We start from the raw sequence: 24,181 nt of genomic DNA, 5'->3' as shown, positions 1-24,181 counted from the left end.
GCTGTATGCTGGGCTGGTTGGATTGATAACATTGCGAGATAAAACGATGATCAAACAAAGGACATTAAAACGTATTGTGCAGGCGACTGGTGTCGGTTTACATACCGGCAAGAAAGTCACGCTGACAATGCGCCCAGCGTCGGCTAATACCGGGGTCATCTATCGTCGCACTGACTTGAATCCACCGGTAGATTTCCCGGCTGATGCAAAATCCGTGCGTGATACCATGCTCTGTACTTGCCTGGTGAATGAGTCAGACGTGCGTATTTCCACCGTTGAGCATCTTAATGCTGCGTTGGCGGGCTTGGGTATCGACAACATCATTATTGAAGTTGACGCTGCCGAAATCCCGATCATGGACGGTAGTGCCAGCCCGTTTGTCTATCTGTTGCTGGATGCCGGCATCGAAGAGCTGAACTCGGCGAAGAAATTCCTGCGTCTGAAAGACACTGTACGCGTTGAAGATGGCGACAAATGGGCAGAGCTGTCCCCGCATAACGGGTTCCGCCTGGACTTCACCATCGACTTCAACCACCCGGCGATTGATGCCAGTACCCAACGCTATCGTCTGGATTTCTCAGCCGATTCGTTCGTACGCCAAATCAGCCGTGCGCGTACCTTCGGTTTCATGCGTGATATCGAGTATCTGCAGTCCCGTGGCCTGGCCCTGGGCGGCAGCTTCGATTGCGCGATTGTGGTGGATGACTATCGTGTCCTCAACGAAGACGGCCTGCGCTTCGAAGACGAATTCGTACGCCACAAAATGCTGGATGCCATCGGCGATCTGTTCATGTGCGGCCATAACATCATTGGCGCGTTCACCGCGTACAAATCAGGCCATGCGCTGAACAACAAGCTGCTGCAAGCCGTGCTGGCGAAACAGGAAGCTTGGGAATTCGTGACATTCCAGGATGAAGCCGAAATGCCGTTGGCATTCAAGGCTCCGTCAACCGTACTGGCCTAAGCTGCCAAGACGTCAATTACTTATCACGACCGGTCTCGTTGGCTCTCTCTCCTGCCAACGCGGCCAGTCGTTCTAATATCTTGCGCAATTTTTCTGGGCTCTGCGCCGCCAATCCCCGTAATGCATCCGCACTTTCCAGGCTCAAATGACGCATAGGCACCTCTGCCTGCTGGCCATTTTCCGTGCTTTTGACGTGGTTTTGTACCTGGCTGCTGCCTTTTGCCATCAACGAGGGATTAATCCTGATGTCGATTGACGACAAAGATGGTAGAATTTGCGCTCGTAGTGCGGATAGCAGGCTGGGTTGTTCATAGCGTAAGCGCATCATCCAACTGGCATTGGCGGTTTCCAGCACTAAAATACCCTGTCTGAAGTTGGCGACACGGCACCAAGGGTGCAACTGAGCGGGCAATAACCCCTTCACGGCACGATTGAGTTTCAGTAGCGCGGTAGCGCGTTGCTGAACGTTATGCAGCGGTCCTTTCTCTGTTGCAGACGCGTCGTCAAACAGGATATCTAATAATTGTGGACGGCTATCGCGCATAATGGGCTCCGGCGGATAATAAACACGTGATCGGTATTCTAAATCGTTGGCGACAATTTGGCAGACGTTATTTCTGGCCTCATCTCCTGTTGGGGATGGTAGCGGCCACGCTTGGCGTACCGCAGAATCTGTCCGGCACCGTCGATCAAAGCGCATTACCGAGCACCTCGTCCAGTCTTAACCGGCAAAATTCCGTCAGTCACGCCTTTAACAGCCTGGCGTTACTGCAAGAAGTGCATCGTCGCCCAACGTTTAACGTTGATTACTGGCACCAGCATGCGCTTCGAACCGTCATCCGTCACCTCTCTTTTGCTTTGGCGCCTCAGGCCGTCTATGCCCGGGTGCAAGAAGCGGAGACCGTTGCGGTTGAACCTCCATTACAGGTGGCTCAGCTTGCTCTGCTCTCCACGCTCAATGCGCTACTGACGCACGAGCCAAAACCACCGACTATCATTCGTGATACCCATCACCCCATCGTTCCTTCTTTGGCGCAGCATCAGGCCGGGCTGTGGCTCGCTCAGGTGCAAGGTATTCGCGCCGGGCCTGCAGCCCTCGGCTAATCTTTGCCCTCAGGGCAGCAAAAAAACAAACAACACAACAGCTTGTTGACGGCCATTATGGTGTCGTCGCGTAAGAGATATAAAGAATCATGTTAATCAAACTATTGACCAAAGTTTTTGGTAGCAGCAACGATCGTACCCTGCGCCGTATGCGCAAAGCGGTTGAGATGATCAACCGTATGGAACCAGACATGGAAAAACTGTCTGATAGCGAACTGCAGGCCAAGACCGATGAATTCCGCGCGCGTCTGAAAAAGGGCGAAGTGCTGGAAAGCCTGATCCCGGAAGCCTTCGCCGTAGTGCGTGAGGCCAGTAAGCGAGTCTTCGGCATGCGTCACTTCGACGTACAGCTGCTGGGCGGGATGGTGCTCAACGACCGCTGTATCGCCGAGATGCGTACCGGTGAAGGTAAAACCCTGACCGCAACCCTGCCTGCCTATCTGAACGCCCTGAGCGGCCGTGGCGTGCACGTGGTTACCGTCAACGACTACCTGGCCCAGCGTGACGCCGAAAACAACCGTCCGCTGTTCGAGTTCCTGGGGCTGAGCGTGGGTATCAACCTGCCTGGCATGCCTGCTCCGGCCAAGCGTGAAGCTTATGCCGCAGATATCACTTACGGTACCAACAACGAATACGGCTTTGACTACCTGCGTGACAACATGGCGTTCAGCCCGGAAGAGCGCGTACAGCGTAAGCTGCACTATGCGCTGGTGGATGAGGTTGACTCCATCCTGATCGACGAAGCGCGTACGCCGCTGATCATCTCCGGCCCGGCCGAAGACAGCTCAGAGATGTATAAGCGTGTTAACAAGCTGATCCCACAGTTGATCCGTCAGGAAAAAGAAGACTCCGACACCTTCCAGGGTGAAGGGCACTTCTCAGTCGATGAAAAAGCGCGCCAGGTACACCTGACCGAACGCGGCCTGATCATGATCGAAGAGATGCTGATGGAAGCGGGCATCATGGATGAAGGCGAATCGCTGTATTCACCAACCAACATCATGCTGATGCACCACGTCACCGCCGCGCTGCGCGCCCACGTGCTGTTCACCCGCGACGTTGACTATATCGTTAAAGACGGTGAAGTCATTATCGTTGACGAACATACCGGCCGTACCATGCAGGGCCGCCGCTGGTCCGATGGTCTGCACCAGGCGGTAGAAGCCAAAGAAGGCGTAGAGATCCAGAACGAAAACCAGACGCTGGCTTCGATCACCTTCCAGAACTACTTCCGTCTCTATGAGAAGCTGGCCGGTATGACCGGTACGGCGGACACCGAAGCCTTCGAATTCAGCTCCATCTACAAGCTCGATACCATCGTGGTGCCGACCAACCGCCCAATGATCCGTAAAGATATGCCGGATCTGGTCTACATGACCGAAAAAGAGAAGATCGCGGCGATCATTGAAGATATTCGTGAACGCACTGCCAACGGCCAGCCAGTGCTGGTGGGGACCATCTCGATTGAGAAATCCGAAGTGGTTTCCCGTGAGCTGACCAAGGCAGGGATCGAACACAAGGTTCTGAACGCCAAATTCCACGCCATGGAAGCGGATATTGTGGCCAATGCGGGTCAGACTGCCGCAGTAACCATCGCCACCAACATGGCCGGTCGTGGTACCGATATCGTGTTGGGCGGCAGTTGGCAGAGTGAAATCTCCCATCTGGAAGATCCGACTGAAGAGCAGATTGCCGAAATTAAAGCAGCCTGGAAAATTCGTCACGACGCCGTGCTGGCCGCTGGTGGCTTGCACATTATCGGTACCGAACGTCACGAATCACGCCGTATCGACAACCAGCTGCGTGGCCGTTCCGGCCGTCAGGGTGATGCCGGTTCTTCCCGCTTCTACCTGTCAATGGAAGATGCGCTGATGCGTATTTTCGCCTCGGATCGTGTTTCTGGCATGATGCGTAAACTGGGTATGAAGGATGGCGAAGCCATTGAGCACCCGTGGGTCACCAAAGCCATTGCCAATGCGCAACGCAAGGTTGAAAGCCGTAACTTCGATATTCGTAAGCAACTGCTGGAATACGATGACGTGGCCAACGATCAGCGCCGTGCGATCTACAGCCAGCGTAACGAATTGCTCGACGTGTCCGACGTGAGTGAAACTATCAACAGCATCCGTGAAGACGTGTTTAAAACCACCATCGACAGCTACATTCCGCCGCAGTCTCTGGAAGAGATGTGGGACGTGAAAGGGCTGGAAGAGCGCCTGAAAAACGACTTCGATCTGGATATGCCGATCTCCGAGTGGTTGGATAAAGAGCCTGAACTGCACGAAGAAACGCTGCGTGAACGTATCATGGCGAAGGCGAAGGAAGATTACCTGCGCAAAGAAGAGGTTGTTGGCGCCGAAATGATGCGCAACTTCGAAAAAGGCGTGATGCTGCAGACGCTGGATTCCCTGTGGAAAGAGCACCTGGCGGCGATGGATTACCTGCGTCAGGGTATCCACCTGCGTGGCTATGCGCAAAAAGATCCGAAGCAGGAATACAAGCGTGAATCCTTCAACATGTTTGCCACCATGCTGGAATCGTTGAAATATGAAGTGATCAGCGTGTTGAGCAAGGTTCAGGTACGCATGCCGGAAGAGGTTGAAGCCCTGGAGCTGCAACGTCGTGAAGAGGCAGAGCGTCTGGCACGCCAGCAACAGCTAAGCCACCAGGAAGAAAATGCCCTGGCGGTCACCGATCCGAACGCTCCGGCTGTCGCCGAACGTAAAGTAGGGCGTAACGATCCTTGCCCATGCGGTTCCGGTAAGAAATACAAGCAGTGCCACGGCCGTTTGCAAAAGTAAGCCGGGTCACAATGTAGAGGGCGCCGCATGCTGCGCCCTTGTATATGACATCAATCGAAGGGCTCAGCATGCTGAGCCCTTTTTTTTAAGTGGTAACATCTGGAGGATGCGATGAAGCACCTGAACATCGCCGTAGGGATTATCCGTAACCCGCAGCAGGAAATCTTTATCACACGCCGCGCTGCGGATTCGCATATGGCCGGCTTTTGGGAATTCCCTGGTGGCAAGATTGAGCAGGGCGAAACGCCGGAGCAGGCATTAGGCCGCGAGTTGCTGGAAGAAACCGGGATCCACGCCAATCAGGCACGGCTACTGGAAGTGCTGGAGCACCGCTTTACCGATCGGATCGTGACGCTGAATTTCTATCTGGTAGAGGATTGGAAGGGCGAGCCCTATGGCCGTGAAGGCCAGCCGATGCGCTGGGTGAAACAGGCCGACCTGCGCGAGGAAGAGTTCCCCGAAGCCAACGTCAGTATCATTAGACTGTTGGTGGCGCAGGCCAGTGCAGCGTAATGCATTTTAGGCCTGGCAGCGCCAGGCCTAATGACGTCGTTTTAACTATCCTTATCCTCTTCACTCCAATCTTCGCTTTCATTCAGCTCATTATTGCTGGGAATGCGTTTCTCTTCATCGGCCCATTCACCGAGATCGATCAACTGGCAGCGCTTGCAGCAGAACGGGCGATACGGGCTGACTTCACCCCAAACCACGCCTTTGCCACAGGTTGGGCATTTTACTACGGTCATATTCATTCCTTTCTCCCTCTGATAGTTAAAGGGGTAATTCAGTGTGTTAGCAGCACGCCAGCTCAAAGGTAAGACGCTCTGGCACTGTGCCGGTTTCACTGTCTAGCGGCAGGAAACGGATGGCATAGCGCGTCTTGTGGCCGGAAATCTGCGGGTAAAGCTGGTAAGCCAGATTAATACGCAAGCGTAACAGATCTGCCCCTTCGGCGTTATCCTGGAAGAAGCCGTTGAGGCTGATCTGATTGCGAAACGGCCCGGCCTGGCGCACCAGATCCAACACGATGGTCAGCGCCTGATTCAAGGGTTCGAGAGTTTGCAACCACTCTGCCACGTCCGCATCACGTTCATGCTGTGCTACGTGCATCCACATATGCAGCGTAGGCAAATCAAAGCTGCAACAACCGCCAGGGATGCTCAGACGTTGGCGAACCAGGCTAATCAGCCGGTCTTCACGCAGCGCCTGGCCCATACGCGGGGCAGACATCAGCGCAGATGCACAGCCTTTCAGCTGGCTGCGTAGCTGATTGACCACCGAGATATCGACACCGGGCAATTCTGCCCACTGCAGTAATTTCTGCTGCTGGCGTTCCAGCTCTTTGAGCAGTTCGGTGCGTACTTCGCCACGTTCCAATACGTCCAGCAGGTCCGCAACGGTACGGAAAAAGGTCAGGGCGATAGCGGTTTCGCTCAGTGCTCTTTGGCCATGCAGTTGTTGTAATAAAAACTCGATCCGCAGCCAGGTGCGCATTTTTTCGTTTAACGGGTGTTCAAAGAGAACGGTCGGGGAAGCGTCACTCATTCGGTGTGATCCTGTCGGGTCGCTGAGGTTGCCAGCTCAAGATAGTGTTGATGCAATGCGGCGACATGGGATTCAATTCCTTGTGCGCTACCGCTATTGTCAATTACGTCATCCGCCACGGCCAGACGTTGTTCGCGCGTGGCCTGTGCAGACAGAATATTCAGTGCCTGCTGACGGCTGATGCCGTCGCGGGCCATGGTTCTGGCTAATTGTGTTTCGCTGTCGACATCCACCACTAAAACGCGGTCGGCACGATCCTGCAGGCCGTTTTCTACCAGCAAGGGGACTACCCATAGTACGTAACAACTCTGTGCGTTGGCTAGTTGGCGTTGCGTTTCCCGCTGGATCTGCGGGTGCAGCAACTGGTTTAGCCAGCGCTTTTCGTCGGGATCGCTGAAGATCCTCTGACGCAAAGCCGCACGGTTGAGGGATCCGTCCATCAGCAACATTTCATTACCAAAATGTGCCGCAATGGCGTCCAATGCCGGGGTTCCAGGCTCAACCACCTGGCGAGCAATGATATCCGCATCCACAATGGCCACGCCAAAACGTGCAAAGGCGTTGGCAACGGTGGACTTACCGCTGCCGATACCGCCGGTTAATGCAACAATGTAGGACATGGCCGAAGGGATCCTGATATTCACCAAAAATTATAAACGAATCATAAAGCGATCGCGCAGAAGTGCAAGCGGGTGCGTGTGACTTGCCCTGTGCCTGGTGTTTTGAGAGGGGTAATTTGAGCGCGGTATTGGGAAAATGAGGCGGCAATCACATTGGGATGTCACAGGTAAATTTTTGGGATTGTACCGTAAATAAAGGCGAAATCGCAGTCTTGCCGAGCGATTATTAGTGCGTATGATAACACCACTGGAACTGGCAATAACAATACCCGCCGCCTTTCAAGGTAAAGCTTGAAATTCATAGGGTAGTGGTTCGAAATCCCCTTGCGATCCGTCGCCAAAAACCAGGAAATCATAAGTCATGCGTATTGAAGAAGATTTGAAGTTAGGCTTTAAAGATGTGTTGATCCGCCCAAAGCGTTCCACGCTGAAAAGCCGCTCGGAAGTTGAACTGGAGCGCCAGTTTACCTTCAAGCATTCAGGTTACAACTGGTCCGGTGTGCCGATTATTGCCGCCAATATGGATACGGTTGGCACCTTCCGCATGGCCGAGGCCCTGGCAACCTTCGACGTTCTTACCGCCGTTCATAAACACTACACCGTTGAGCAATGGGCCGAGTTTGTTCAGCGCTCGTCCGACTCCGTGTTGCGTCATGTGATGGTGTCTACCGGTACTTCTGAAGCCGACTTCGTCAAGATGAAGCAGATCCTGGCACTTTCCCCAGCGTTGAAGTTTATCTGCATCGACGTGGCCAACGGCTATTCCGAACACTTTGTTGCCTTCCTGAAAAAAGCCCGTGAAGCTTGCCCTAGCCATGTGATCTGCGCGGGTAACGTGGTTACCGGTGAAATGGTGGAAGAGCTGGTGCTGTCCGGTGCCGACATCGTCAAGGTCGGGATTGGTCCTGGTTCGGTCTGTACCACCCGTGTGAAAACCGGTGTGGGCTATCCGCAGCTTTCCGCGGTGATCGAATGTGCCGATGCCGCACATGGCTTGGGCGGGCAGATTGTCAGCGATGGCGGTTGTTCTGTACCGGGTGATGTGGCGAAAGCCTTCGGCGGCGGCGCAGACTTTGTCATGCTGGGTGGGATGTTGGCCGGGCACGACGAATGTGAAGGCACCGTGGTGGAAGAGAACGGTGAGAAATTCATGCTGTTCTACGGTATGAGCTCAGAGTCTGCCATGAAACGCCATGTGGGCGGGGTAGCCGGCTACCGTGCTGCGGAAGGTAAAACCGTCAAGCTGCCGCTGCGTGGTGAAGTCGAGTTTACCGTGCGCGATATCCTCGGTGGCCTGCGTTCTGCCTGTACTTATGTGGGCGCAGAACGTCTGAAAGAGCTGACCAAACGCACCACCTTTATCCGCGTTGCGGAGCAGGAAAACCGCGTTTTCGGCAGCAAATAATTGCCTGACCTGGTAGGGGCGCAGCAATGCTGTGCCCGTATCAAACAGGGCGAAAATTGAAAGCATTATCCCAATACATTCCCCAATTGGAATATCGGCAAATACATCGCGATCACCAACGTACCTACAATCCCGCCAACCACTATCATCAACAACGGCTCCAGCGTTTGCGCCAGCGTATCGGCGAGCTCATAGGTCTGTTGTTCGTGCCAAAGCGCCAGCTTGTCCAACAGGATATCGAGCGTGCCGGACTCTTCTCCCACCCGCACTAATTGCTGGCATAGCGAAGGAAACAGTGGCTGTTGAGCTAGCGCGCTGTGGAAGGGATACCCTTGCGAGAGCTGCTGTTCGATCGCCGTCAGCGCCTGGCAATAAAACACAATATTCACCGATAGCTTCGCGGCGCTTAGCCCTGCCACCAGCGTCAATCCTGCCTGCTGTGTCATGGCCAGAATACGGAATACCTGGCTCAGGCAATTGCCCTTGACCAACGAGGCAATCAACGGGATGCGTAGCAGCATCGCCTGCTCACGTTGCTGCCAATTTGCTAACGGATGCAACCTGCGCCAATAAAATCCTGCCAGCCCAGCCACTGTGAGCAATAGATAAGGCCCGGTAGCGATCAATGCGCCGGACAGTGCCAGCAGCCCTTGAGTAAACCAGGGCAACGGGGCGTCGAATGATTGATAAATCTTGGCAAACTCCGGCAGCACCATCACCAACATCAGAATGGTGACTGAAATGGCCACCAGGCAGATAAACAGCGGGTAGCGCAGCGCCTTCAGCACCTTTTTCTGTAGCCTTTGCTGGGCTTCCTGTTGCTGTGCCAACTGTAGGCAGCAGCGATCCAGATTGCCCGTCAATTCGCCGATCGCGATCAGTTGGCGGTAGATTAGGGGGAATACGCGATGTTGATCTGCAATCACTTCGGAAAAGGGCTGCCCCATCGCCACACTATTGCTGATTTCCAGCAACAAACAGCGCCAGGCTGCCGACTGATGCTCCTGAGCCAGCAACTGTAGGCTGTTGACCAGCGGTAACCCGGCTTGCAACAAGGTAGCCAACTGGCGGGTGAATTGGATCATTGGCTCGCCACGCCATTGACGTGCAGAGATCCGTTTCCCCGCCCCCAGTTGGTAAGGCTGCAATCCTTGCTCCAGCAAATGCTGATAGACCTGGTTTTTCTCCTCCGCCAGCAGTTCGCCATGGCGAATTCCACCTTGGCTGTCGATGGCTTGCCAAACAAACAGACGGCGAGTTTTCATGCTGTGCTCTCACCCTGAGTGTTCACCCCGACCACGCGGTACAGTTCCTCCAGCGAGGTTATCCCCTGGGCGACCAGCTCCAGGCCCGCTTGCAGCAGCGTTGTTTGACCCTGCTGCTGTGCGATATCGGCCAACTGGATCACTGAGGCATTTTGCATCAGGGCATTTTGGATTTCTGGCGTGATCTTCAGTAGTTCGTAAACGCCGATCCGGCCGTAATAACCGCCAAAGCAATGCTCACATCCGGCCGCACGCCACGGGATCAGGGGTTCCGGCCAAATGGTGGCCGGGAAGTGCAGGATCTCAACTTGTGGATAGCGGCAATGGGGGCACAAACGCCGCACCAGGCGTTGGGCGATCACCAGTTTCAGGCAGGCCGCCAGCAGGTAACCAGGAATGCCCATTTGGGTCAGGCGGGTCAGCGTTTCGCAGGTGGAGTTGGTGTGCAGGGTCGATAGCACCAAATGCCCGGTTTGTGCCGCCTTAACGGCAATTTCTGCCGTTTCTTTATCGCGGATCTCGCCGATCATGATGACATCCGGATCCTGGCGCAGCAGGGCCCGTAACACGCGAGCGAAGTCCAGATCGGTTTTGCTGTTGATCTGCGTCTGGTTAATACCGAACACCGGGATCTCGATGGGATCTTCAACGCTGCACAGGTTGCTCTGCGCATCGTTCAACTGGCGTAACCCGCTGTACAGCGTCACGGTTTTACCGCTGCCGGTCGGGCCGGTCACCAGGATCATGCCTTGCGGGTTGCAGAGGGCATTGGCATACCACCCAAGTGCTTCCTGGCTCATACCAAGCTGCTCGAGCGGCAGCTCCTGGCGATCGGTTTGCAGGATCCTCAGTACCACCTTTTCACCATGCAGCGTGGGTAAGGTGGAGATCCGCATTGAGAAACTGGCATTATCCAGTTGCACGCTGAGTTGGCCGTCCTGTGGCAGGCGGCGCTCGGCGATATCCAGTTGCCCCATGATCTTCAGCCTGGCAGTGATCCTGGCCGCCAGCGAAAAGGGCGGAGAGGCGATTGCCTGCAGCACTCCGTCAATCCTGAGTCTGACGCGGAATCGCTGCTGATAAGGTTCAAAATGCACGTCAGAGGCACGCCGTTGAATGGCGCTACGCAGCGTTTGATTAATAAATTGCACTACCGGCGTGTCGCTATCGTCGTTAAGCGAAGGGTGCCGCTCCTCGGTATTTTCCGGTGGAGGTGGAACCAGAGCGAGGGATTGCCGCTGGTTCTGTGCCTGTTCCAGCCGCGCAACGGGCCATTGCTCAATCCCCACGCTTTTGCCGGTGGCGAAACGCAGAGCGCTCACCAGTTCTGCAGGGATTTCACCATGCAGGGCGATAGTCAGCCTCTGCTCGTCTTCGCTGAGTGCCAGGGCCTGATAGCGTTGGCACAGCGCGTGGATTTCATCGCTGATTTCCATGCTGCCCCCTTTACTGCGCTGCATCATCAAAACGGAAAACTTCCTGGCAGGTTTCCTGCAGGCTGGCGTTACTACTGCTGCATTGGCGTGTCCAGCGCATGGGGCCGGTGGAGTCCATTGTGGGAGCCAGCGTCACCGTCAGGCCTTGCAGGCTTTGTGTGCCGATCAGGCTGATGGTTCCCCCGGTGACCTTGATACTGCTGACGTAACGTGTTGTCGCCCCTGCAGGGATCCCTTTGCTGCCAGCATCGCAGCCAGACGGGCCACCGCCTTCCAATGCGCACAATTCAACCGCCATTTTGTACGGCACCATGGCTTGCAACATATCGGTCATGGCAGCCTTCTGGATATAGCGCTGATAGGCGGGAATGCCAATGGCGCTGAGGATGGCGATGATAGCAATAACCACCATTAATTCGATCAGGGTAAAACCGCGTTGTGTTTCCATCTGTTGTTTCCTCCGTGTCATCAGGAGGCAACGTTAAAATGGCTAAAAGCAGGTAGCGAGGGAGGAATGCGGATTATGCGTGGTTGTTCCACCACAATACGTCCGTGTTACGCGGCGTTGAAAAATAATGCGTAGTGCATCACAACCGGGAGGAAATGATGCCTGTTTGCGTATTACCTCATCCGCTAGAGCCGTTGACTGAGCTGGGGAGTGTCCATTTTTTCTCTAAAATTTCCCACTCATGAGATATGATTATTCTCATGAGATAAGAATGATCCTGTATTTGGCTTTTTTTAATTAATGCGATAAAGATAGGGTTTAACCCTGATTTTTAGAGTGTGATTCCTGATTTTTCTAAGAATACTCCTTTATCAATAATTCCGTAATATAATTCTTATATAATATTTATCAATAAAAATACCATTGATCTGTTTTAGAGATCACGGTATCTTTGCCCTCGCCGTAACAGAGAAGTTAATAAATATCATATATTCTGCGCTTTAATAAAGGCATGGGTTATCGTGCCTTTATATTAAGCGTAGATTTGTTCTATCGTTGATGATAGACATAACTAGGGCTATTTATTTCACTTTTATATAAGGATGATGTTGTGAAAAAATTAAACGTTTCTGAAGCTAGCACAATCGTTGGCGGCACTTGCAAAACCTGTAGCGTTGAGTATGTAAACCTGACTCCAACCACTTGTAATGCTGTTACCACTTGTGTAGACAAAGATGGCAAGGTTGTTAGCGTTGACAGCAAGCCAGTTGCGCTGAGCAGCTGCCCTGCGCAGCCATAATGTAAATATTGGTTTCCTGTCTGACAGGAACTAATGCCAGTGCTGGTGCGGTAGGGTTTATCGCATCAGCCTGTTTGATTCTCGTGCATTTTTAATGGACAGGGATGTGACTGCTGCAAGGATTATTGCAGCCTGCCTGACTAAAACAATCAATATCCCTCCGTTATTAAGTGCTAATCGATCTACCCTTATACATTAAGGTTTGTGATTATTCACAGACAACCTTGAAAGATTTTGGGTATATGTAATTTAGGACGTAGCGCTCATGTTCAAGAAGCCATTTTATCTTTTCGCCTATACCCTTTTGGTTATTATTATATCTTCGCTGATCACCACGGCTTATTTCCACTATTTTGTGCTGAATCAGAATGCCGGTCCTGAACAACAGGCTCTGACTATGGTCAGCGAGAGCGACGTTAAAACCAGCCCGATAAACACGGATAATACCATTGTCGAGATCTTCTCTTACGGCTGCCACTATTGCGCCTTGAACGAAGAGAATGTAGCCAAGATGGAAGCGCGGATGCCAGCCGGGACTCAACTGGTCCGTGTACATATCGCCAACCTGAACAATGATGGCCTGGCGAGCTTTGCCCCGTTGTTTGCCACCCTGACGGTGATGGGCATTGAACCACAGCACCGTGAGAGCGCTTATAACGCCATTATCAAAGACAAAATCGATCTGAGTAACCCGGTCAATCGCGACAAATGGTTAACGAAAAACGGTATCGATCTTGCTGCCTATAACAAAGCCAGCCAGACACCGCAGGTTGCAGAGCTACTGGGCTATATGACCAAAGTATCCGGACACTACAAAATCAAGGCGACCCCAACGTTTATCGTCAACAAAAAGTGGATGGCCGTGCAGGATCGCGATTTCCCTGAGTTTGCCGATCATCTGCTGTCACTGTTACAGCATGACAAACCGCTGGAGCAATAATGCGTTTATTTGCCGTGTGGGTGTATCTGGCGTGGAGAGAGGCGCTCACAACCCTGGCACGCGGTTCGTTGCCCTTGCGCAGAGCATACGGCAAGACAGTTTGTTGGCTGCTGCGCCACGGCAATTACCGTTGGTTCCTTGGGCTGGGGGCGCTGGGCCGCTGGCTGCGATTAAATGACCGGGGCGATCGTCGGCGTGCCTTTGTGGCCGAGGCGAATAAGCAATCCCTGCTCGGGGCTGACTACCAAGGGAATTTTGCCCGCACCAGTCAGCGTCGCCGTTTATTGGAGCTGGCCGCAACCTATGGTCAGAGCCCTCAGGTCGCAGCCCAACTGGCTCGCTGCCAGGCAGAGCTTAATGCGGTCGTCGAGCCTTTGCATCAGGCAGGGCACCCAGTGGTGCTGGCACCGCTGCATATGCTCTCTGACGTGCTGGCCGGTATGGTCGGTGCGGGGGTATTTCCGGGACAGGCAACGGCGATTGTCTCCGTGAGCGTGGAGGTGTATCACGCCAGGGCGCGGGAATTAGGGGGCGTTAACCTGTCCTATTGCTCGATCCATGATGATAACCGGGAAATTGCTGGCAATCTGATGGGCGCGATTATGGAAGCGGCCGATCATCAACGCAATATCATGATTTTCCCGGATATCTCGCCGGATTACACCGTCAATACCAATACGGCGCAAACGGCAAAGCTCAGTTGCCGTCTGTTTGATCGCCCGGCCAATTTGCACAGCGGCGTGATCCGCATTGCCCGAGCGCTGTCGGCGCAGGTGGTGTTTTATTACCTGTATTACGACAAAGAGATAAAAATCCACATTGATCCGCCGATGCCGGCGCGCAGTGTGAAAGCCAGGCTGCCGGAAATTGTTGAGAGTTCGATCGTCCGGCACCCCGAGGACTGGCTGTTATGGCACGCACATTCGTTATTTTTTATCAATGAATAAACCGGAAATTGAAGAAGTCAGATCATGGAAAAGATAATCCCGACGCTGGTCTTTCAAGGCGAAACTAACGAATGTGGGCTGGCCTGCATCGCCATGATGGCGGAAACCCAGGGGATTGATGTCTCGCTGGAAAGCCTGCGCGAACGCTATCCGGCCTCACAGCATGGCACTTCATTGGCCAGGCTGTGCGATATCATGGGCGAATTGGCGATGCCCGCTTATCCCGTGGCCTTTGAACATAATGAGCTGGCAGAATTACCGCTGCCCGCCATTTTGCATTACGGGGCGAGTCATTATGTGGTGCTGGCCTACCGCAAAGGCAACCATGTCTGCGTGATGAACCCGGGCATCGGCCAACAACTGCTGCCTATCGATGCGCTGAAACTGGATATCAGCGGTTATGCGCTGGTGCTGGACAATGAAACCCAGCCCGATCCGCAGGCGCTAGCCAACGTGCAGCGCAGTAAACGCTTTCGCATGTTCGACACCATGAGTCTGAAAGAAACGGCACGTATCCCCGGCATTTACCGGTTGATGATACTGGCGTTTCTGATCTCGTTAACCCTGTTTATCATGCCGACGATGGTCAGTAGCGCCATCAACCAGGTCTTTTCCTCTGCGGGAAAAACAGATTTCCCCTATTTTTACTTCCTGCTGGCGTTTGTCGTTTCGACCACGTTGGCCTTCGGGGTGCGCTGGATCACCGAGCGATTTATTAAACGCTTTGTGGTGGTCAACAGCGTGGCCGGTTTCTCGCGCTTGCTCAGTAATTCACTGAATTTCTTTGATAAACGTGCGCCGGGTGACGTCTTTAGCCGTTTTGCCAGTTGGCAGATGGCCTCGGGCATTAAAATCGAGCTGGATAATGGCCTGCGTACCGACTGGATCATCGGTGCCATCGCGCTAGCGGTGATGTGCTATATGAGCCCGCTGCTGGCGATGGTGTCTGGTATCAGTGTCACCCTGATGGGGCTGGTTAGCGTCTGGGCCATCTATCGTGACCGCTATTTTACCCAGCAAATGCAGGTCAAAACGGCCGAACAGAGCGACTTTATCCTGGAGAGCATTCAAGGGTTCGCCACCATCAAGTCCGCTGGGCTCGATAGCCAGCGTAAGGGCCTGTTTGCCAAATATGCCCTGGCGCTGTTTACCTGCCGCCAGCAACAGAGAATGTACGAGCAGGTCAAAAGCAGCCTGTATCAGCTAATCGGCAGCCTGGAGATGGTGCTGTTTATGTTCCTGGCGCTGCCGTTGTTGAAAAACGAAACTATCACGCTCGGGGAGTTCTTTGCGTATAGCTTTGTGCGTGAAATTTTCACCTCTTACATCACTAAGATTTTCTATTCCATCCTGCAAAAGAATCAGTTGAACGTGATTGATACCCGCGCGCGGGATCTGTTTCCGTCACGTTCTGCACCGGCGTTAGGCAATGATGCGGTTCCTGCGCCCATCCCGTCGTTCACCTCGCAACTGCGTTATAACCATATCGCCTTTGCCTATGACGCGCAGCAACCGGTGCTGCACGATCTTTCGCTGTCGCTCAGGCCGGGGCAAAGCATTGCCATTGTCGGTGAGTCTGGCGCGGGTAAAAGCACTTTGCTGAAGGTGATGACCGGCCTGATGCCACCACAGCAAGGGGACGTCATGGTGGATGGTCAGCCGCTCGATTATCAGCAGGTGCACGCGCTGTTCTTCCTGCAAAGCCAGGAGGACATCTTGTTCAATGCCACGGTGCTGGAAAACATCACGCTGTTTGATGAGAACTTTAATGAACAAAAGCATCGGCAGATTGAGCGTTCGCTGGAGGGGCTGAACCTTGCCCCGGTGATCGAGAAATTGCCTGGCGGCCTGAATGCCCTGATCCGTGAAAGCCATGCTGGGCTGTCTCTGGGGCAACGCCAACGCCTGTTGCTGGCACGAGCCATGTACAGCGATCGCCCGGTGCTGGTACTTGATGAACCTACGGCCAATCTGGATGAAGAAACGGCGCATCAAGTGATGGCCACTCTGCTGACACATTGTCGTGAGCACCATAAAACGTTGATCACCGTAACGCACAGCGAGAGCGTCTTGCCGATGTTTGATCGGGTGTTCCGCGTGAGCAATGGCCATGTGGCTAGCGTCGAAACATCACCGACACTGACTACGGCGGTGTGCTGATGAAGCTGAAGATGTTTGGCAAGGCTCGCCGTCTGGTAATGCTCGCCTTGCTGTGCCTGGTGGCCTTGATCGGCGCGATCGTCTGGTACGTCTCGACACCAGCGCAGGATCATACCTATGACACCGAAGAGATTACCCGTGGCGATATCGAAAAAACCGTGCTGGCCACCGGCATTCTTAAACCGGCACTGCAGGTCAGTGTTGGTGCTCAGGTTAACGGGCAATTGCAAAAGCTGTATGTGAAGCAGGGCGATCGTGTCACCCGCGGGCAGTTGCTGGCGGAAATTGACCCGACCTTGCAACAGAACGCACTGCGTAAATCGGAAGCCGCCTTGCAAAGCGCCGAAGCGCAAAAGCAAGTCACCCAGGCAACGCTCAAGCAATATCAACAGGAATTGAAGCGTCAGCAAAAGCTGGATCGTGATGGTTCTGGGGTGAAAAGCGAATTGGAAAAGGCGCAGGCGCAGTTCCAAACTCAGGTTGCCCAGTTGAAGGTCAACGATGCGCAGATCGTCCAGGCGCAGATGGAGCTGGAAACGGCCAAGGCCAATCTGGGCTTTACCCGCATCGTTGCGCCGATCGACGGTGAAGTGCTGGGTATTGTGACCAAGGAAGGGCAGACCATCGTGTCGTCACAAACCGTCCCGACCATTCTGGTGCTGGCGGATGTGGACACCATGACGGTACACACCCGTATTTCGGAGACCGATATCCTGAAGGTGCGCGTAGGGCAACCGCTGTGGTTTTACGTGGTGGCCGATCCAAAACAGCGCTACGAAAGCGTGATGGGCTCTATCCAGGAAGCCCCCAATGAGGCTTTGCAGGAAGACAACGCATCAAGTTCCTCCAATCAGCAGGCTTCGGCGGTGTATTACAGCGGCGTATTTGCTATCGCCAACAGTAAGCGCCTGCTGCGAACTTCGATGACCGCCCAGGTATTTATCATTACCGAGCAGGCGAAGAACGCCCTGCGTGTCCCGGTGGCCGCCTTTGGTGAACAACAGGGTAAAGATCGTTATCAGGTACAGGTGATGAACGGTAAACAGCTTGAGTCACGCTGGGTGCGCATCGGCCTGAACGACCGCCAGTTTGCCGAAGTAAAAGAAGGGCTGAAAGAGGGCGACCGCGTGGTATTGGCAGGGAGCGCTAGCAATGGTTAAGCCATCTTCTGCGTTGATCTCACTGAGCGGTATCTCCCGGCATTTTGTTTCTGGGTTGCAGACCGTAGCGGTACTGAAAAATGTCTCCCTCTCCATCCAACCGGGCGAGATGGTGGCGATCGTTGGCGCGTCCGGCTCGGGGAAATCCACGTTGATGAACATCATCGGCTGCCTGGATAAACCCACCGAAGGTGAGATGCAGATCAAAGGTATCTCCACCCAGCTCGCCAGCAGTGAGCAGTTGGCCGAGTTACGAAGCCAGTACATCGGGTTTATCTTCCAGCGTTATCATCTGATGCCTTATCTGAGCGCTAGCGAAAACGTCGCCATTCCTGCCCTGTATACCGCGATGCCTGCGGCGGAACGCCAGACGCGGGCCGAATACCTGCTGACCCGGCTTGGGTTGCAACAGCGGATGAACTACAAACCGGCGCAGCTCTCCGGCGGGCAACAGCAGCGCGTCAGTATTGCCCGCGCGTTGATGAACGGGGCGGAAATTATTCTGGCTGATGAACCGACCGGTGCGCTCGATCGCGCCAGTGGGCAGGAGTTGATGGAAATCCTGCACTCCCTGCACCGCTCGGGGCACACCATCATTATCGTCACCCACGATCGGGATGTCGCCAACCAGGCGCAGCGTATTATTGAAATCAGCGACGGTGAAATTATTGCCGATAGGCGCAATGAAGCGGTCGCGCCACAGAAAACCCGGCCCGTATTGCCGGTGGTCGCCGCCACAGGACGCATGCCGTTTTGGCAGAGCGTACAAGAGGCGATCAAGATGGCCTGGCGTGCGCTGATGGGGCACCGTGCCAGAGCCTTCCTGTCGATGCTGGGCATCATTATCGGCGTCTCCTCCGTAGTGTCGTCGATGGCGGTGGGTGAGGGTGCAAGGCAAAATATTCTCAGGGAGATCGGCCAACTGGGCAACAGTACGTTGGAAATCCGCCCTGGTGAAGGGAGAGGGAAAGTGCGGCCTGACTTTGCGCGCGCATTGAAGGTTTCCGATGTAGAGCTGTTGGCTCGCCAGCCTTATGTCGACAGTGTATCGCCAGTGGTCAGCACAGCGGTGACCGCGGTGCGCGGTGGCAAAGAGGTTACGGTGGCGATTTCTGGCATCAGCAATGCCTATTTCCGCGTACAGGGCCTGCATTTTATCTCTGGTAACGGTTTTACCCAGCGCGATCTGGACGAGCGGGAACCGGTGGTGATTATCGATCCGGAATTACGCGATACGCTGTTTGAAACGGATGAAACACCAGAAGGGGAAATCATCCAGCTTGGCGGTACGCCTTACCGGGTGATCGGCGTTGCCGAGCGTAAAGGCGGCAAATTCAGCGGCATGATGCTGGGCGCCTGGATGCCCTATACCGCGCTGCTGGAGCGCATGTCCGGCGATATGCCGATCGAGTCCATGACCTTGCGTGTACGTGATGGGCTTTCACCGCATGAAGTACAGGGACGCGTGGAAAAACTATTGGAACAGGCTCATGGCCAGCGTGACTTTTACACCCAGACCAACGATCAGATGACGCAGGCTATCCGCAAGGCATCGGACTCCATGAATTTGCTGATCACCGCTATTGCCGGGATCTCGCTGCTGGTGGGCGGGGTTGGCGTGATGAACATCATGCTGGTGTCGGTCACCGAACGCACCCACGAGATTGGCATTCGTCTTTCGGTCGGCGCACGGCCAACGGACATCATGCGCCAGTTCCTGATTGAAGCGATGGTGATCTGCTCGCTGGGCGGGCTGATCGGTATTATTGGCTCCGGGTTGGCCGGGGTTATTTTCTCCCAGGTGACGCAAGAGTTCTCGATGATCTTTACCTGGCCACCGTTGGTACTTGCCTGCGGGTTCTCTGCACTGATCGGCCTGGGTTTTGGCTTTTTCCCGGCGCGCAATGCGGCACGTCTTCATCCAACGGAGGCGCTGGCGCGCGAATGATGATGAAAAAGCTTTCTCTGACCATGTTGTTGCCCCTGCTGCTGAGCGGCTGTGGCGCCTTGACGAAAAGTGATTATCAGCGGCCGATGCTGTCGGTGCCTGCCGAATGGCGGGTACAGGAGACAGGTACTGGTTATCTGCAGCATAGTGGACGTTGGTGGGAGAGTTTCGACGATCCGCAGCTCTCCATGCTGATTGGACACGCGCTGACCAGCAACAACGATCTGGCCATTGCTGGCATACAGCTGCAGCAGGCCCGGTTGGCGGCTGGGTTAACCGATACCAATTTAACGCCGGACGTTTCGGTGGCTGGCAGCGCTAACAACAGCAAAAACCTGCGTAGCAATACCACCCCGACGGAGTCTTACAGCACCACGTTGTCGCTGAGCTACGAGCTGGATCTCTGGGGGAAATTGGCTCGTGCCAGAGAACAGGCGCAGTGGCAGGCTGAAGCCACAGAGCAGGATCGGCAAAACACCGCGCTGACGCTGATCGGTAATACGGCGCAGTATTATTGGCAGATCGCCAACCTTAACCAGAAGATAAAACAGCAGCAAGCGGGTCTGGAAATCAGTCAGCAGACGCTGGCTCTGGTGCAGTCACGTTATGCTTCCGGTGCTGCCGGACAGCTCGATCTGTTACAGGCGAAACAGTCGTTGCTTAATCGCGAGAACACCTATCGCACGTTGCAACAGCAGCGGGAAGAGAACCGTAATGCGCTGGCGATCCTGTTTAACCGTTCGCCCACCGATCGTCAGGCAGAGCGCAGCTCGCTGGATATCAATCAGGATGTGCCAATTGCCAAAGTGCTGCCGGTTGAGGTCATCGCCCGCCGTCCAGACGTGAAGGCGGCGGAAGGGCGTCTGCGAGCAGCCCTGGCCGGTTCGGATGTGGAGCGTTTAAGCTTCTATCCATCGCTGTCACTGGCTGCGTCACTCGGCTCTGCCAGCAGCATTTTCTCTCAATGGTTCAGCAATCCGGTCAGGACGCTGGGAGCCAACGCTGCGTTGCCGTTTGTGCAATGGAACACGGTGCAATTGACCATTGAGAAGTCGGATTTGGACGTCAAACAGGCGGCGATTGTCTTTCGCAGCCAGGTCTACAACGCGCTTGCCGACGTGGATAACGCCATGTCGCAACGGCTCAGCTATCAACAGCAAAAAATCAATCAGCAACAGAATCTGCAGCTTAGCCAGCAGCGCCTGGTATTGGCCAGAAGCCAGTACCAGGCGGGGGCCGTCTCATTCCAGAGCCTACTGGATGCCGAGGACGATCTGCTGACCATCGAAACCAATTTGTCAGATCTGCAGTACAACTACCTCAATGCCACCATGAAGCTGTGGTTGGCGTTGGGCGGCGGTGTGGAAAAAGACAGTGATATAACAGGATGAGATCATGAATAAAGATGCTTTGTCACGTCGCGTGGTGGTTACAGGCTTTGGTGCGGTCACGCCATTGGGGATGAATGCCGAGCAAAGCTGGGCGGCGATTATGGATTATCAGTTGGGCTACCGCTATTTCGATCGGTCCGCCGTGGGGATCCAGTCACGTTTCTTCGGGGTGATCGACGATGAACCCAGCCTGAAAGGCGTTCCTGCAGCGATCCGTCGCCGCCTGCCACGTTTTGCCCGCCTGGCGTTGGGGGCGGCCCGCGAAGCGATGGAGATGGCCTTCCACGGGGAGAGCCCGGCGGCCTATTACGATCTGCTTGAGTGCGGCACCATCATCGGCAGCGGATGGGCGGGTCAGGATGAAACCCATATTAATTACGAAGGCTATCTGCGCACCGGGTTGGGTTCGCCGTTTGGCTGTTTCCTGTCCATGCCGAATGCCGCAACGGCGGCCTGTAGCCTGTTTTGGGGACTGCGCGGCTATCAGAATAGCCCGATTGCTGCTTGTGCTACCGGGACGATCGCCATCGGCGATGCGTTTGAAGTGATCCGCAGTGGCCGTGCCTCGATGATGCTGGCCGGGGCTGGCGAGTCGCTGTGTACCGATGCCGCCGTATGGAACATCGATATCCTGCGCGCCTTGGCGAGTGAGCAGGATGATGCCAGCAAGGCCTGCTGCCCATTCAGCCTCGATCGCAACGGCTTTGTCCTTTCAGAAGGTGCTGCCGTGTTGTGCCTGGAAGAGCGCGAAGCCGCACTGGCGCGTGGGGCAACCATCCTGGGGGAAATCAAGGGTTACGGCAATTACTCCGATGCCTTCGATTTTACTGCACCGGCGGAAGACAAGATTGCCCGGGTGAAAACCATCCAGCATGCCTTGCGCCAGGCTGGGGTAACGGCGGAGGAGATTGACTATATCAATGCGCATGGCACGTCTACGCCTCTCAACGATCTGAATGAAACCCAAGCGATCAAGCTGGCCTTCGGCGAGGCGGCCTACAGCACGCCGCTTTCCAGCACCAAGTCTTACTCCGGGCATCTGATTGCGGCGGCAGGCAGCTTTGAATCCATCATCTGTCTGCAAGCGTTGCAGCATCAACTGATGCCAGCTACCTGTCACCTGAAAAATGCCGATCCGGAGTGCGATCTGGACTACATCAGCGAAGGGCACCGTCCGGCCCGGCTACAGAACATCTTGAATCTGAGCTTCGGTTTCGGTGGCGCTAACGCGGCCTTGGTTATCGGGCAGGCATGAGCATGATCCTCAACTACACCCTGCGTGATGCTGAAGAGTGGGCCGCCTTTTCCGGCGACTACAACCCGATCCATTTTGATCTGCAGCATGTGCGCAAAATGGGGGCCGATCAGCTAAGTGTCCACGGGATGCGTGCGATGCTGGACATGAAACGTCATCTGAGTGAGGTGTTGCTGGCAACTCCGCTGGAGCATGACTTTTATGTTTTCAGCACCCGCATGCGCCGACCGGTGCTGTGCCAGACGCCGTATCACTTGCAGATAGCGGGCAGCGGCAAGCAGATCACCGGCAAGATGCTGGACAGTGTCACGCAGGAAAGCTGTTTCAACAGCAAACTGGCTCCGGCTCAGTCGTTAGAGCTGGTAGCTTCTGAGTATGAGCATGCGCTGACCGTTAACGAGGTGATGGCTCTCAGCCAGCGGTTCCCGGGACAGGCATCGGAGGCCACTCAGGCGTGGAGTTTCTTTGACGCCCTGCTGTTCCAATTGCTGGTGAAATCCCCGGAAACCTTGGCGGCGCTGACGACGGCGCTGCCGGAACTACAGGTCGCTACGCTGATTGAGGTGTTTGCTCAGATCCCGGTGGTACAGACGCACCATGAGACCCACTTCAGCGCCCGATTATTCAACCCCGAAACGCTATTTGAACCCGAAGATCGGCTGTACTACCGCATTCAGCCGATGCTGATTATCGGGGACCGAAGCAGCGGATTTGTGTTACGCGCGGTGATCGAGGCCAGAACGCAGCGGCAAGCGTTGCTTGTCACCTCGGTGACCTTAAAAACATGGCCAATGGCCGACAACTAAACATAGGGATATTACCATGGGAAATTACCAACAGGTTTACGACACCGTTACTGAAATGATTTGTGATGCCAAAGATCTTGAGATGGCCGATCTGGCACCAGAGATGCCCCTGCAGCAGTTGAATCTGGACAGCCTGGACTATGTGGAGCTGATGGTGCTGGCCAAGCGTGAGTTCGGAGTCACGCTCAACGCCGAAATGTTCATCAATCAGCCGAATATGACGCTGGGTGAGCTGTGTCAAAGCCTGGCTGACACGCAAAAGTAATCCTATGACTAAACAATGGGTATTAGTGACCGGGGGTAGCCGGGGGATTGGCCGCGCGTTAGTGGAAGAACTGGCCAAGCAATGGAACGTGGTGTTCACCTGCCGTAGCGGCCAGTCGGCCAGCGCGGCGGTGATTGCAACCTGCGCGGGTTTGCCGGGTTGGGTGGAAAGCTGCGTCTGTGACGGCAGTGACGAGCAGGCGGTGAACCTTGTGGCTCCACAGTTGCTGACACGCCTCGGAGCGCCTTTTGCGGTGATCCACAACGCCGGGATCACGCTGGATGATTTGCATATCCAGCAAACCGGTGAGCGCTGGCGGCAGGTGATCGACACCAACCTCAACGCCATCTTTTACTGGAACCGTCACCTGCTGCCCGCCATGATGGCGCAGGGGGAAGGGGCGATGGTGCTGATGTCTTCAGTGACGGGCATCAAGGGCAACACCGGGCAAACGGCTTACGGGGCCAGTAAGGCGGCGATGATCGGTATGGGGAAATCTCTGGCGCTGGAAGTAGCCCGTTTTGGTATCCGGGTGAACTGCCTGCTGCCCGGGATTATCGAAAGCGAGATGACGCAGGCCATTCCGCCGGAGGCGCTGAAGGCGCTGCGCAAGCAAATTCCTCTGCGCCGCCTGGGCAAAGCCAGCGAAGTGGCGCGTACCACCGCGTTTCTCATCGGTGATGATAGCCGTTATATGACGGGTCAAAGCCTGATCCTTGACGGGGGTTTGACCGTCTAAGGCAAGCCTGATTAACTCTTCTATTGGGGTATCTCTGCATACCCCAAGTGTTTTCGATAACTCCCTATTTCCTCACTTCAGAGCATCCGCGAACACCCCCTCCTTCTATCAAATGGTGAGTCTAGCTTACGATTTGCGTGGTTAAATAAAGCACCGATGTTAAAATTGCTTGTTCAAAAAACA

General features: G+C 54.7%; 23 protein-coding genes. 16 read left to right on the top strand and 7 right to left on the bottom strand.

Annotated elements, in window-relative coordinates:
• The first annotated feature begins 46 nt into the window (after nt 1–46).
• Nucleotides 47–964, top strand: a complete 918-nt coding sequence (gene lpxC / locus ACMV5I_RS04355; protein WP_021179330.1) for a UDP-3-O-acyl-N-acetylglucosamine deacetylase — start codon at nt 47–49, stop codon at nt 962–964.
• 16 nt (nt 965–980) lie between these two features.
• Here the strand turns inward: lpxC and ACMV5I_RS04350 are convergent, their stop codons facing one another.
• The gene (locus ACMV5I_RS04350) at nt 981–1,508 is read right to left on the bottom strand and encodes a DUF721 domain-containing protein (protein ID WP_414823757.1); all 528 of its coding nucleotides are present in this window, start codon (nt 1,506–1,508) and stop codon (nt 981–983) included.
• A 26-nt stretch (nt 1,509–1,534) separates the two neighbouring features.
• Between ACMV5I_RS04350 and secM the strand changes: the two genes are divergently transcribed.
• The 3 genes from secM to mutT all read left to right on the top strand — a co-directional run bounded on the left by secM (nt 1,535) and on the right by mutT (nt 5,382).
• A complete protein-coding gene (gene secM / locus ACMV5I_RS04345; RefSeq protein WP_024483520.1) occupies nt 1,535–2,068 on the top strand; it encodes a secA translation cis-regulator SecM in 534 nt (177 codons plus the stop codon).
• Between the two features lie 89 nt (nt 2,069–2,157).
• On the top strand, nt 2,158–4,869 hold the full coding sequence (gene secA, locus ACMV5I_RS04340) for a preprotein translocase subunit SecA (RefSeq protein ID WP_121608692.1): 2,712 nt from the start codon (nt 2,158–2,160) through the stop codon (nt 4,867–4,869).
• Between the two features lie 111 nt (nt 4,870–4,980).
• Nucleotides 4,981–5,382: an 8-oxo-dGTP diphosphatase MutT gene (gene mutT / locus ACMV5I_RS04335; protein ID WP_024483518.1), complete on the top strand. Its 402-nt coding sequence runs from the start codon at nt 4,981–4,983 to the stop codon at nt 5,380–5,382.
• A gap of 41 nt (nt 5,383–5,423) precedes the next feature.
• Here the strand turns inward: mutT and yacG are convergent, their stop codons facing one another.
• Genes yacG through coaE form a run of 3 tightly spaced genes read right to left on the bottom strand, consistent with a single transcriptional unit; the run spans nt 5,424 to nt 7,034 of the window.
• Nucleotides 5,424–5,621, bottom strand: a complete 198-nt coding sequence (yacG, locus tag ACMV5I_RS04330; protein ID WP_235166935.1) for a DNA gyrase inhibitor YacG — start codon at nt 5,619–5,621, stop codon at nt 5,424–5,426.
• A 40-nt stretch (nt 5,622–5,661) separates the two neighbouring features.
• Nucleotides 5,662–6,414 (bottom strand): cell division protein ZapD, encoded by a 753-nt coding sequence (gene zapD, locus ACMV5I_RS04325; protein WP_121608695.1) that lies wholly within the window; start codon nt 6,412–6,414, stop codon nt 5,662–5,664.
• Nucleotides 6,411–7,034 carry a dephospho-CoA kinase gene (coaE, locus tag ACMV5I_RS04320; protein WP_141131119.1) on the bottom strand — a complete coding sequence of 208 codons (624 nt, stop codon included), beginning with the start codon at nt 7,032–7,034 and terminating at the stop codon, nt 6,411–6,413. Before coaE ends, zapD begins: the two co-directional genes overlap by 4 nt.
• Before the next feature lie 361 nt (nt 7,035–7,395).
• Between coaE and ACMV5I_RS04315 the strand changes: the two genes are divergently transcribed.
• Entirely contained in the window at nt 7,396–8,439 is a 1,044-nt protein-coding gene (locus ACMV5I_RS04315; RefSeq protein WP_021179338.1) for a GMP reductase, read from the top strand.
• Between the two features lie 65 nt (nt 8,440–8,504).
• On the opposite strand, the gene hofC is transcribed toward ACMV5I_RS04315, so the two are convergent.
• From hofC to ppdD, 3 genes are read right to left on the bottom strand one after another with little or no spacing between them, the layout of a single operon-like run.
• Entirely contained in the window at nt 8,505–9,704 is a 1,200-nt protein-coding gene (gene hofC, locus ACMV5I_RS04310; RefSeq protein WP_121608697.1) for a protein transport protein HofC, read from the bottom strand.
• Nucleotides 9,701–11,140, bottom strand: a complete 1,440-nt coding sequence (gene gspE, locus ACMV5I_RS04305; protein ID WP_414823756.1) for a type II secretion system protein GspE — start codon at nt 11,138–11,140, stop codon at nt 9,701–9,703. The genes hofC and gspE overlap by 4 nt, the downstream gene beginning before the upstream one ends.
• Before the next feature lie 10 nt (nt 11,141–11,150).
• Nucleotides 11,151–11,588 (bottom strand): prepilin peptidase-dependent pilin, encoded by a 438-nt coding sequence (ppdD, locus tag ACMV5I_RS04300; RefSeq protein WP_414823755.1) that lies wholly within the window; start codon nt 11,586–11,588, stop codon nt 11,151–11,153.
• 610 nt (nt 11,589–12,198) lie between these two features.
• Here ppdD and ACMV5I_RS04295 point away from each other — a divergent pair.
• The 11 genes from ACMV5I_RS04295 (at nt 12,199) to ACMV5I_RS04245 (ending at nt 23,998) form a co-directional block, all read left to right on the top strand.
• A complete protein-coding gene (locus ACMV5I_RS04295) occupies nt 12,199–12,387 on the top strand; it encodes a DUF4762 family protein (RefSeq protein ID WP_071784393.1) in 189 nt (62 codons plus the stop codon).
• A gap of 265 nt (nt 12,388–12,652) precedes the next feature.
• Nucleotides 12,653–13,327: a DsbA family protein gene (locus ACMV5I_RS04290; protein WP_414823754.1), complete on the top strand. Its 675-nt coding sequence runs from the start codon at nt 12,653–12,655 to the stop codon at nt 13,325–13,327.
• On the top strand, nt 13,327–14,274 hold the full coding sequence (locus ACMV5I_RS04285) for an ABC transporter (RefSeq protein ID WP_121608700.1): 948 nt from the start codon (nt 13,327–13,329) through the stop codon (nt 14,272–14,274). Before ACMV5I_RS04290 ends, ACMV5I_RS04285 begins: the two co-directional genes overlap by 1 nt.
• 24 nt (nt 14,275–14,298) lie before the next feature.
• Nucleotides 14,299–16,434, top strand: a complete 2,136-nt coding sequence (locus ACMV5I_RS04280; protein WP_024483509.1) for a peptidase domain-containing ABC transporter — start codon at nt 14,299–14,301, stop codon at nt 16,432–16,434.
• Entirely contained in the window at nt 16,434–17,594 is a 1,161-nt protein-coding gene (locus tag ACMV5I_RS04275; RefSeq protein WP_414823753.1) for an efflux RND transporter periplasmic adaptor subunit, read from the top strand. The genes ACMV5I_RS04280 and ACMV5I_RS04275 overlap by 1 nt, the downstream gene beginning before the upstream one ends.
• Complete coding sequence (locus ACMV5I_RS04270) at nt 17,587–19,542, top strand: ABC transporter permease (RefSeq protein WP_411567876.1); 1,956 nt, start codon at nt 17,587–17,589, stop codon at nt 19,540–19,542. The genes ACMV5I_RS04275 and ACMV5I_RS04270 overlap by 8 nt, the downstream gene beginning before the upstream one ends.
• Complete coding sequence (locus ACMV5I_RS04265; RefSeq protein WP_414823752.1) at nt 19,539–20,933, top strand: efflux transporter outer membrane subunit; 1,395 nt, start codon at nt 19,539–19,541, stop codon at nt 20,931–20,933. The genes ACMV5I_RS04270 and ACMV5I_RS04265 overlap by 4 nt, the downstream gene beginning before the upstream one ends.
• 4 nt (nt 20,934–20,937) lie before the next feature.
• The gene (locus tag ACMV5I_RS04260; RefSeq protein WP_098928793.1) at nt 20,938–22,188 is read left to right on the top strand and encodes a beta-ketoacyl-[acyl-carrier-protein] synthase family protein; all 1,251 of its coding nucleotides are present in this window, start codon (nt 20,938–20,940) and stop codon (nt 22,186–22,188) included.
• 2 nt (nt 22,189–22,190) lie between these two features.
• Nucleotides 22,191–22,994, top strand: coding sequence for a hypothetical protein (locus ACMV5I_RS04255; RefSeq protein WP_414823751.1), 804 nt, complete (start codon nt 22,191–22,193; stop codon nt 22,992–22,994).
• A 16-nt stretch (nt 22,995–23,010) separates the two neighbouring features.
• Nucleotides 23,011–23,259 (top strand): acyl carrier protein, encoded by a 249-nt coding sequence (locus ACMV5I_RS04250; protein ID WP_414823750.1) that lies wholly within the window; start codon nt 23,011–23,013, stop codon nt 23,257–23,259.
• A gap of 4 nt (nt 23,260–23,263) precedes the next feature.
• On the top strand, nt 23,264–23,998 hold the full coding sequence (locus ACMV5I_RS04245) for an SDR family oxidoreductase (protein ID WP_024483502.1): 735 nt from the start codon (nt 23,264–23,266) through the stop codon (nt 23,996–23,998).
• Nucleotides 23,999–24,181 lie beyond the last annotated feature (183 nt).

Source organism: Serratia sp. T13T92, from assembly GCF_047530105.1.
GTDB lineage: Bacteria > Pseudomonadota > Gammaproteobacteria > Enterobacterales > Enterobacteriaceae > Chania > Chania fonticola.
Note: the sequence above shows the minus strand (reverse complement) of the source record. Positions and strands in the feature narration are given on the sequence as shown.

Coding starts and splice junctions, on each gene's coding strand:
- ACMV5I_RS04270 (WP_411567876.1), top strand. CDS start 17,587: ATGGTTAAGCCATCTTCTGCGTTGATCTCACTGAGCGGTATCTCCCGG.
- mutT (WP_024483518.1), top strand. CDS start 4,981: ATGAAGCACCTGAACATCGCCGTAGGGATTATCCGTAACCCGCAGCAG.
- ACMV5I_RS04350 (WP_414823757.1), bottom strand. CDS start 1,508: ATGCGCGATAGCCGTCCACAATTATTAGATATCCTGTTTGACGACGCG.
- hofC (WP_121608697.1), bottom strand. CDS start 9,704: ATGAAAACTCGCCGTCTGTTTGTTTGGCAAGCCATCGACAGCCAAGGT.
- lpxC (WP_021179330.1), top strand. CDS start 47: ATGATCAAACAAAGGACATTAAAACGTATTGTGCAGGCGACTGGTGTC.
- ACMV5I_RS04245 (WP_024483502.1), top strand. CDS start 23,264: ATGACTAAACAATGGGTATTAGTGACCGGGGGTAGCCGGGGGATTGGC.
- ACMV5I_RS04275 (WP_414823753.1), top strand. CDS start 16,434: ATGAAGCTGAAGATGTTTGGCAAGGCTCGCCGTCTGGTAATGCTCGCC.
- secA (WP_121608692.1), top strand. CDS start 2,158: ATGTTAATCAAACTATTGACCAAAGTTTTTGGTAGCAGCAACGATCGT.
- gspE (WP_414823756.1), bottom strand. CDS start 11,140: ATGGAAATCAGCGATGAAATCCACGCGCTGTGCCAACGCTATCAGGCC.
- ACMV5I_RS04290 (WP_414823754.1), top strand. CDS start 12,653: ATGTTCAAGAAGCCATTTTATCTTTTCGCCTATACCCTTTTGGTTATT.
- ACMV5I_RS04285 (WP_121608700.1), top strand. CDS start 13,327: ATGCGTTTATTTGCCGTGTGGGTGTATCTGGCGTGGAGAGAGGCGCTC.
- zapD (WP_121608695.1), bottom strand. CDS start 6,414: ATGAGTGACGCTTCCCCGACCGTTCTCTTTGAACACCCGTTAAACGAA.
- ACMV5I_RS04265 (WP_414823752.1), top strand. CDS start 19,539: ATGATGATGAAAAAGCTTTCTCTGACCATGTTGTTGCCCCTGCTGCTG.
- ACMV5I_RS04315 (WP_021179338.1), top strand. CDS start 7,396: ATGCGTATTGAAGAAGATTTGAAGTTAGGCTTTAAAGATGTGTTGATC.
- yacG (WP_235166935.1), bottom strand. CDS start 5,621: ATGAATATGACCGTAGTAAAATGCCCAACCTGTGGCAAAGGCGTGGTT.
- ACMV5I_RS04280 (WP_024483509.1), top strand. CDS start 14,299: ATGGAAAAGATAATCCCGACGCTGGTCTTTCAAGGCGAAACTAACGAA.
- ppdD (WP_414823755.1), bottom strand. CDS start 11,588: ATGGAAACACAACGCGGTTTTACCCTGATCGAATTAATGGTGGTTATT.
- ACMV5I_RS04255 (WP_414823751.1), top strand. CDS start 22,191: ATGATCCTCAACTACACCCTGCGTGATGCTGAAGAGTGGGCCGCCTTT.
- ACMV5I_RS04260 (WP_098928793.1), top strand. CDS start 20,938: ATGAATAAAGATGCTTTGTCACGTCGCGTGGTGGTTACAGGCTTTGGT.
- coaE (WP_141131119.1), bottom strand. CDS start 7,034: ATGTCCTACATTGTTGCATTAACCGGCGGTATCGGCAGCGGTAAGTCC.
- ACMV5I_RS04250 (WP_414823750.1), top strand. CDS start 23,011: ATGGGAAATTACCAACAGGTTTACGACACCGTTACTGAAATGATTTGT.